Here is a 5,042-nt window from a genome sequence, read left to right as displayed (position 1 = left end):
ATCCTCCCGGATGCACCATCTTCTCCGTATTACTCACGATTGATAATCTTCACGGTCTGCAATATTGATGTATGCACCAGGGAGGATAACGTTGCGCCAGCAACGGCCCGAAGGGCGAACGCCAGTGAGTCATCCTCCCGGATGCACCATCTTCTCCAAAAAATTTCCTTCAAAAATATCTCATTTCTAAATAACTACTTTATCCATTTCCTGAATTTTCTTCTCCTTCGCCATCAGCGACAAAATCAAGCAATTACGCTAAAGTAGCGTCATATTTTTCGACTTGCGAGAAGACCATGTACGAGCGTTATGCAGGTTTAATTTTTGATATGGATGGCACAATCCTGGATACGGAGCCTACGCACCGTAAAGCGTGGCGCGAAGTATTAGGGCATTACGGTCTTCAGTACGATGTTCAGGCGATGATTGCGCTTAATGGCTCGCCCACGTGGCGTATTGCTCAGGCGATTATTGAGCTGAATCAGGCCGATCTCGACCCGCATGCGTTAGCGCGTGAAAAAACAGAAGCAGTAAGAAGTATGCTGCTGGATAGCGTCGAGCCGCTTCCTCTTGTTGAAGTGGTGAAAAGCTGGCACGGACGTCGACCAATGGCTGTTGGAACGGGGAGTGAAAGCGCCATCGCTGAGGCATTGCTGGCGCACCTGGGATTACGCCGTTATTTTGATGCGGTCGTTGCCGCCGATCACGTCAAACACCATAAACCTGCGCCAGACACATTTTTGTTGTGCGCACAGCGTATGGGCGTGCAACCAACGCAGTGTGTGGTCTTTGAAGATGCTGATTTCGGTATTCAGGCTGCTCGCGCTGCAGGCATGGACGCTGTGGATGTTCGCTTGCTGTGAGTGAAGCTTTATCGCTTTTCTCGTTGTTTGCCAGTAGTTTCCTCAGCGCTACACTATTACCCGGTAATTCCGAAGTCGTCCTGGTTGCAATGTTACTTTCCGGGGTAAGTCATCCCTGGGTTTTAGTGTTAACAGCAACAATGGGTAATAGCCTTGGAGGGCTAACTAACGTTATCCTTGGGCGTTTCTTTCCACTGCGCAAAACATCGCGCTGGCAAGAGAAAGCCATCGGCTGGCTGAAACGATATGGTGCAATCACACTATTATTAAGCTGGATGCCCGTGGTTGGCGATTTACTATGTCTGTTAGCGGGATGGATGCGCATCTCGTGGGGACCAGTAATCTTTTTTTTGTGCCTTGGTAAAGCGTTACGCTATGTTGCGATTGCAGTAGCTACCGTTCAGGGCATGATGTGGTGGCACTAATTGTAGGCCTGCACACATGGCCACCATTACAGTTATGCTAAATAAAACGATTTTGACAGGCGGGAGGTCAATTTGATCCCGGACGTATCACAGGCGCTGGCCTGGCTGGAAAAACATCCTCAGGCGTTAAAGGGGATACAGCGTGGGCTGGAGCGCGAAACTTTGCGTGTTAATGCTGATGGCACACTTGCAACAACAGGTCATCCTGAAGCATTAGGTTCCGCACTAACGCATAAATGGATAACCACCGATTTTGCGGAAGCATTGCTGGAATTTATTACACCAGTGGATGGTGATATTGAACATATGCTGACCTTTATGCGCGACCTGCATCGTTATACGGCGCGCAATATGGGCGATGAGCGGATGTGGCCGTTAAGCATGCCATGCTACATCGCAGAAGGTCAGGACATCGAACTGGCACAGTACGGCACTTCTAACACCGGACGCTTTAAAACGCTGTACCGTGAAGGGCTGAAAAATCGCTACGGCGCGCTGATGCAAACCATTTCCGGCGTGCACTACAATTTCTCTTTGCCAATGGCATTCTGGCAAGCGAAGTGCGGTGATATCTCGGGCGCTGATGCCAAAGAGAAAATTTCTGCGGGCTATTTCCGCGTTATCCGCAACTACTATCGCTTCGGTTGGGTCATTCCTTATCTGTTTGGTGCGTCTCCGGCGATTTGTTCTTCTTTCCTGCAAGGAAAACCAACGTCGCTGCCGTTTGAGAAAACCGAGTGCGGTATGTATTACCTGCCGTATGCGACCTCTCTTCGTTTGAGCGATCTTGGCTATACCAATAAATCGCAAAGCAATCTCGGTATTACCTTCAATGATCTCTACGAGTACGTCGCAGGGCTCAAGCAGGCTATCAAAACGCCGTCGGAAGAGTACGCGAAGATTGGTATTGAGAAAGACGGTAAGCGGCTACAAATCAACAGCAACGTGCTGCAGATTGAAAACGAACTGTATGCGCCGATTCGTCCAAAACGCGTTACTCGCAGCGGAGAATCGCCTTCTGATGCGCTATTACGTGGCGGCATTGAATATATTGAAGTGCGTTCGCTGGACATCAACCCGTTCTCGCCGATTGGTGTAGATGAACAGCAGGTGCGTTTCCTCGACCTGTTTATGGTCTGGTGTGCGCTGGCTGATGCACCGGAAATGAGCAGTAGCGAACTTGCCTGTACACGCGTTAACTGGAACCGGGTGATCCTCGAGGGTCGTAAACCAGGCCTGACGCTGGGTATCGGTTGCGAAACTGCGCAGTTCCCGTTGCCGCAGGTGGGTAAAGATCTGTTCCGCGATCTAAAACGCGTCGCGCAAACGCTGGATAGCATTAACGGCGGCGAAGCGTACCAGAAAGTGTGTGATGAACTGGTCGCCTGCTTCGATAATCCTGATCTGACTTTCTCTGCGCGTATCTTAAGGTCTATGATTGATACTGGCATTGGCGGAACAGGTAAAGCGTTTGCAGAAGCCTACCGTAATCTTCTGCGTGAAGAGCCGCTGGAAATTCTGCGCGAAGAGGATTTTGTAGCCGAGCGCGAGGCGTCTGAACGTCGCCAGCAGGAAATGGAAGCCGCTGATACCGAACCGTTTGCGGTGTGGCTGGAAAAACACGCCTGACAGAAAAGAAAAAGGCCACTCGTGAGTGGCCAAAATTTCATCTCTGAATTCAGGGATGATGATAACAAATGCGCGTCTTTCATATACTCAGACTCGCCTGGGAAGAAAGAGTTCAGAATATTTAAAAAAAATTTACCGGAGGTGGCTAAATGCCGTTGTTAGATAGCTTCACAGTCGATCATACCCGGATGGAAGCGCCTGCAGTTCGGGTGGCGAAAACAATGAACACCCCGCATGGCGACGCAATTACCGTGTTCGATCTTCGCTTCTGCGTGCCGAACAAAGAAGTGATGCCAGAAAGAGGGATCCATACCCTGGAGCACCTGTTTGCTGGTTTTATGCGTAACCATCTTAACGGTAATGGCGTTGAGATTATCGATATCTCACCAATGGGCTGCCGCACTGGTTTTTATATGAGTCTGATTGGTACGCCTGATGAGCAGCGTGTCGCTGATGCCTGGAAAGCGGCAATGGAAGACGTGCTGAAAGTGCAGGATCAGAATCAGATCCCGGAACTTAACGTCTATCAGTGCGGTACTTACCAGATGCACTCTTTGCAGGAAGCACAGGATATTGCGCGTAGCATTCTGGAACGTGACGTGCGCATCAACAGCAATGAAGAACTGGCGCTGCCGAAAGAGAAGTTGCAGGAACTGCACATTTAGTTGGTTAGTGCAGAAGCAGCCGGAGATGCAACAGCACCGTCAGGCTTGCCTGGTGCGCTACGCTTATCTGGTTGACGCAGGGAACATGCCACCTGTACGTGACAGGTGGCAAAGTGGCATTAAAAGAGATATTTCACGCCCAGCATTCCCTGGGTATCACTGTAACCATTGTCGCCCAACTGCTGGGCGACGTTGCCCCACAGTTGCAGATGCGGAGTAATCTGACCTTCCACCCCCGCTTTTAACTCGCCAGTGTTACGTGCGCCGATGATCTCATCGCCGATGTGATCCATCTTCACGCTGTAATTGCGGGAATTATAAATCCAGTTGGCTTCCACGAAAGGCTGGAAGGAACGCTCTTTATGATCATCAATAGCATTATGACCCTGCAGATACGCTTTCACCCCCAGACGCGTTTGCAGGTTGCCTTCGGTGCTGTCCTCAACCAGAGTGCCATTGTCTTCCGTATGATTGTCTGCCTTCACGTCCATCCACGTCAGTTGCATTTTTGGCTGCAACCAGTAGCTGGTACGCGCATCTGCGCTTTCACCAAGACGGAAGGTATAACCCGCTTCAATGGCGGCGGTGATGCCGTCAGAGTGATACTTTTCACTGGGCAGATACTCGCCGGAGACGGTGTTATCAAACCAGTTATAGAGCAACCAGCTGTCAACATAAGTCCCGGTTTTGTCTGCTTCGTTAGCGTACCAGGTGCCATACACGCCCACACTGTAGCCGTCGATTTGCCCACGTGAGCTGTACCCGGTCAGGTTGGAATGCGTGTGACTCTTGCTGTTGGCATAGCCAGCCATTAAGCCGAGATGCCAGCGAGCAAGGTCATTACTGCTCCATTGTGCGAGATCACCACCCAGTTGCAGAACATAACGGTTGCTCTGAGTGCTCAATTCATCCGAACGATCTTTAAAGCGATTATGTCCGCCAATATTACGCATCCACAAACTGGTTACTTTCCGTTCGCCAGTGAGCAGGTCGGTGTATTGTGTTTCCCCCAGACGGTCATGCAGTCGGGTATTAAACAGCGTATTTGCCGCCTGAATATTGGCCAGATAGCTACCAATTTCCGGGCGATACAGATGTTTTCGTTCTGGTTGTGGAACAGATGGCGTAACAGGCGGCTCCGGTGTCACAGGCGGTTCTGGTGTTACTGGCGGTTCTGGTGTTACAGGTGGCTCAGGATCGGGGTCCGGGATGACGGGTAGTACCGGAGTATACGGTCCTGCGGGAATTTCACTGGTTAAAAACCAGTTCTGGTTGTCGCTTTTTACCACGTTGTAGTCATAGGGACCGGCAACAATACGACCTTCTTTACTGAAAACGCCCTCTGACAGGCCGTCAACCTCGACAATTTTTATCCCTTCCAGAGTATCCGCGCCCAGACCGCCCGCATTGTTGACCATGACGCGGGTACTACCGGAAGTATCCCCTTTTACGATGAGCTT

At 50.6% G+C, this 5,042-nt stretch carries 5 protein-coding genes; 4 read left to right on the top strand and 1 reads right to left on the bottom strand.

Annotated elements, in window-relative coordinates; translation table 11 throughout:
- The first annotated feature begins 296 nt into the window (after positions 1–296).
- The 4 genes from yqaB to luxS all read left to right on the top strand — a co-directional run bounded on the left by yqaB (position 297) and on the right by luxS (position 3,582).
- The gene (yqaB, locus tag FEK50_RS20975) at positions 297–863 is read left to right on the top strand and encodes a fructose-1-phosphate/6-phosphogluconate phosphatase (protein ID WP_000273309.1); all 567 of its coding nucleotides are present in this window, start codon (positions 297–299) and stop codon (positions 861–863) included.
- Positions 860–1,288 (top strand): YqaA family protein, encoded by a 429-nt coding sequence (locus FEK50_RS20970; protein WP_064529936.1) that lies wholly within the window; start codon positions 860–862, stop codon positions 1,286–1,288. Before yqaB ends, FEK50_RS20970 begins: the two co-directional genes overlap by 4 nt.
- Positions 1,289–1,360: 72 nt before the next feature.
- Positions 1,361–2,917, top strand: coding sequence for a glutamate--cysteine ligase (gene gshA, locus FEK50_RS20965; protein WP_000611804.1), 1,557 nt, complete (start codon positions 1,361–1,363; stop codon positions 2,915–2,917).
- A gap of 149 nt (positions 2,918–3,066) precedes the next feature.
- Positions 3,067–3,582, top strand: coding sequence for an S-ribosylhomocysteine lyase (luxS, locus tag FEK50_RS20960; RefSeq protein ID WP_001130211.1), 516 nt, complete (start codon positions 3,067–3,069; stop codon positions 3,580–3,582).
- A 119-nt stretch (positions 3,583–3,701) separates the two neighbouring features.
- Here the strand turns inward: luxS and FEK50_RS20955 are convergent.
- Positions 3,702–5,042 (bottom strand): autotransporter outer membrane beta-barrel domain-containing protein (locus FEK50_RS20955; RefSeq protein WP_138211677.1); only part of this gene is annotated, 1,341 nt, incomplete at its 5' end.

Source organism: Escherichia sp. E2586, assembly GCF_005781105.1.
GTDB lineage: Bacteria > Pseudomonadota > Gammaproteobacteria > Enterobacterales > Enterobacteriaceae > Escherichia.
Note: the sequence above shows the minus strand (reverse complement) of the source record. Positions and strands in the feature narration are given on the sequence as shown.